Source organism: Brunnivagina elsteri CCALA 953 (assembly GCF_002289455.1).
Taxonomy (GTDB): domain Bacteria; phylum Cyanobacteriota; class Cyanobacteriia; order Cyanobacteriales; family Nostocaceae; genus Brunnivagina; species Brunnivagina elsteri.
Genome location: NZ_NTFS01000523.1, coordinates 1 through 3,858, shown reverse-complemented (window position 1 = coordinate 3,858; position 3,858 = coordinate 1). Strand labels below are relative to the sequence as shown.

At 35.6% G+C, this 3,858-nt stretch carries 5 protein-coding genes; all 5 read left to right on the top strand.

What is annotated here, in order from left to right; genetic code table 11:
- Positions 1-297, top strand: a 297-nt coding sequence (locus CK510_RS27660) for an MIP/aquaporin family protein (RefSeq protein WP_211293325.1), incomplete at its 5' end; no start/stop codon positions are given.
- Positions 298-334: 37 nt separating this feature from the next.
- A complete protein-coding gene (gene arsH, locus CK510_RS27655) occupies positions 335-970 on the top strand; it encodes an arsenical resistance protein ArsH (protein ID WP_095724708.1) in 636 nt (211 codons plus the stop codon).
- A complete protein-coding gene (gene arsC, locus CK510_RS27650) occupies positions 967-1,362 on the top strand; it encodes an arsenate reductase, glutathione/glutaredoxin type (RefSeq protein ID WP_245912469.1) in 396 nt (131 codons plus the stop codon). Before arsH ends, arsC begins: the two co-directional genes overlap by 4 nt.
- Positions 1,363-1,627: 265 nt before the next feature.
- Complete coding sequence (locus CK510_RS27645) at positions 1,628-2,053, top strand: universal stress protein (protein ID WP_095724707.1); 426 nt, start codon at positions 1,628-1,630, stop codon at positions 2,051-2,053.
- 299 nt (positions 2,054-2,352) lie between these two features.
- Positions 2,353-3,738 (top strand): serine hydrolase, encoded by a 1,386-nt coding sequence (locus tag CK510_RS27640; protein ID WP_158224977.1) that lies wholly within the window; start codon positions 2,353-2,355, stop codon positions 3,736-3,738.
- Positions 3,739-3,858 lie beyond the last annotated feature (120 nt).

Sequence of the window (3,858 nt, the reverse complement as noted above, 5' to 3'; positions counted from 1 at the left end):
GTATTAGAAACCGTTCTCACCTTTATTTTAATGTTTGTGATTTTCGGTTCGGGACTTGACAGACGCGCACATATAGGTTTTGCAGGTTTAGCGATCGGTTTAACTGTGGGTATGGAAGCTGCATTTATGGGACCAATTACAGGTGCAAGTATGAATCCTGCCCGTTCTTTTGCACCTGCACTTATTAGGGGAATGTGGCAGCATCATTGGGTATATTGGGTTGCACCAATATTAGGAGCGCAAATTGCTGTTGTCATCTATCGACTATTGTCAAACGGGTTTAAGGATATTGAATAGTTTCCAGAAGTTGCAAAAGTGTATTTAAAGAATAATTATGGCGACATTTGACCACAAACCAAGAATCTTATTTTTATATGGCTCATTAAGAGAGCGTTCTTACAGTCGTCTGCTAGCGGAGGAAGCAGCGCGAATTATTGAAGAATTTGGTGCAGAAGTAAAGTTTTTTGACCCACGGGATTTACCGATTCATGGTAGTGTTCCCGATACCCATCCCAAAGTCCAGGAATTGCGTGAATTGAGTTTGTGGTCAGAAGGACAAGTTTGGTCATCACCGGAATTACACGGTAATGTTTCCGGGATTATGAAAAATCAAATCGATTGGATTCCCCTAAATATTGGTGCAGTACGACCAACTCAAGGGAGAACTCTGGCAGTAATGCAGGTTAGTGGTGGTTCCCAGTCATTTAATGCGGTGAATACATTGCGACTGTTGGGACGATGGATGCGAATGTTTACTATTCCTAATCAATCTTCCGTAGCTAAAGCTTATCAAGAGTTTGAAGAAGACGGGACGATGAAAGATTCAGCATATCGCGATCGCATTATCGATGTGATGGAAGAACTATATAAATTCACAATTTTGTTGCGTGACAAGGTGGATTATCTCACTGATCGTTACAGCGAACGTAAAGAAACACTACAAAAATCTCAACCCCAACTAAAACTATGAAAAAAGCCATGTTTGTCTGCAAAAAAAATTCTCGGCGATCGCAAATGGCTGAGGGATTTGCTCGTACATTAGGTGAAGGTAAAATTGCTGTTACTAGTTCGGGTTTAGAAGCTAGTCATGTTGACCCCATTACTGTACAAATCATGTCGGAAATCGGTATTGACATTAGTAATCAAAGCTCCAAAGCACTCAGCGAATTTAATCCTGAAGATTACGATATTGTAATTTCTTTGTGCGGTTGTGGTGCAAATTTACCAGAAGCTTGGGTTCTACGGGAAGTATTTGAAGATTGGCAACTTACAGACCCAGAGGGTGAATCAATTGATACCTTCCTTGTAGTTAGAGAACAAGTTAAAGAGCGAGTGATTAAATTAATTGCAACACTCAGTTAAAGTTTATTAAGCCTGTCCGCAAGCACAGGAAGAGTTACCCCTCCAATACCCTGTGCTAATCTTATTTCTCTAGCAACCATTACCAATCCCCAATTGTTAATTTTTCCCCAGATTTTTATCCAAATAACGGTAAAAGTTGCAAACTAAAATTCTAGAGGCTGTATAAGTTTAAGTCGGCGATAGAATCTAAGATTTAGGTCATATAGCCTGTAATATACCTTCTTCGATTGATAGTGTAGGGTTTATTTTGAGGGGAGCGATCGCAATGATGAAAAATATTTTAGTAGCTCTAAACGATTCAGAGATTTCAGAACGAGTCATGGAAAGCGTGCTTCAGTTGATTTTACCAAGTGATGGTAAGGTGATTCTCTGTCACGTATTTCCGACACCAATTTCCGACATTGAACATCCAGCAGATCGTCCATACTCAGAATCATCAGCTGTTTCATATTTACAAGCCGAGAAGCAGTTGCAATCATACCAGGCTGAGTTAACTGTGGATAGCTGTGTTGAGCTTGTGAATGGTGAACCTGCGGAAGAAATTATTCGTCTTGCCAATATTCACAAAGCTGATTTAATTGTCATTGGTAGTCGTGGTTTAACAGGGATGACGCGAATTGTCCAAGGTTCGGTTAGCAGTCAAGTTGTTGAAGAAGCAAATTGTTCTGTTTGGGTTGTAAAACCTAGATAGAAAGCATCAAACTCCTATTTAGTCACTTATGGACTTATAGAAAATAAAATATCCCAACTTATAGATTTATCAATCGTATCATTCGTCAGCTTAGGAATAGAATATCCTAACTGCGATCGCATTTAGTACAATCCCTACAAATATCGCTCGTTTTATTCTCAACCCTGAATTATCAATCCTTCGATCAAATATTAATCAATAATTTATCAAAGTCTTATTTCTCTGATATAATTTGGTAAATTTACAAAGGCTTTATGGTTTTCAAATAGACCATAAACATTTTTTTGTCAATGCGTCTAATGAAACAGATTAGTTCACCTCCAGACAAGCTGGAAAAAACACACAGGAAATCTGGTTGCGATAAGCAAAGCCTAACACCAAGGGTGTATCGCATTTCCGAATTTATATTTCTTTGTCAATATTTCTTTTCTCAACTTTCCTCAAGAGAATTATTTAGACTAATCGCATTTAGAATAATTCCCGCTATTTCTATCCCTATTATTTGCATTTCAGTTACTTCTATAATGGGAATTCACATAGTTGGATTATCTCGAACCAATAATCAAAATTCAAGTAAAGACTTAAAGATTATCAACTTTCAACTAAATGAATCTTCAAAAAATAAATCAAAGTTGGTAAATAAATCGGTAATTAATATAATCAATACATCAAAAAAAAGGATTATTGATTATTATCATGTTTGGAATCAAAGAAAAAACATTTTAAAAGTAAATATTACTTACAATGTTACCAAAGTACCCAAGTTAAATACAGACGATAAAAAACTAGATGATATTGTTAGCGAACTAGTCACTTTAGTCAAACAAAAAGACTTACCAAAAGAATCTCTTTCTATTACACTAATCGATATTAATCGTCATAAAATTGCTGGATATCGACAAAATATACCTAGATACCCAGCCAGTGTTGTGAAATTATTTTGGATGGTAGCATTACAAGAGCAAATTAAACAAGGATTAACAATAAATAACAGTAAAATTAATGCCGATTTAAAAGCGATGATTTTGAAGTCAGATAATGACGCTTCGAGTAGAATTGTTGACATAATTACACAAACAAAGTCATCTTCAAGTCAGTTAGAATCTAGTAAATTTAAGACTTGGAAAAGAAAAAGAAATCACATTAATACTTTCTTTCAAAAGTCTGGCTACGAAAATATTAATGTTAGCCAAAAAGCCTTTCCAATTAGTAATGAACCTAACATGAATGAACCGGAAGGTACAGAATTACAACTAATTAATAATAGCAATAAATCATCAATATTTAATCAAATAACAACCTATCATGCAGCACGTTTGATGTATGAAATTGCGACAAAGCAAGCAGTTTCTCCTAAGTCTAGCCAGCAAATGTTAGATTTACTCAAACGTGATTTAAATCCCCAAGTATGGAAACATAACCCACAAATTTCTGATGAATTTAACCCGATAGAGAATTTTTTAGGTGAATCATTACCAGCAGATAAAATTTATTTTGCGTCGAAAGCAGGACAAAATTCAACAGCTCGTCATGAAGTTGCTTATATAACAACAAAAGATAGAAAAACGCAGTACATAATTGCAATTTTCGGTAAGGATTCGGCTTATAGCGAAAGTAGTACAATTTTTCCCGATATATCAAAATTAGTCTATGATAAAATGACGAATATGAGAACAAAAAACTGAAAATTCAGGAGTCAGAATTTAGGATTCTGAATTATATACTAAGAACGGGTTAAGAATATACTTTCAAATACCTTAAAAGTTTTTAGATGCTACCCTGCGGGAACGTGGAACGTACCTTCG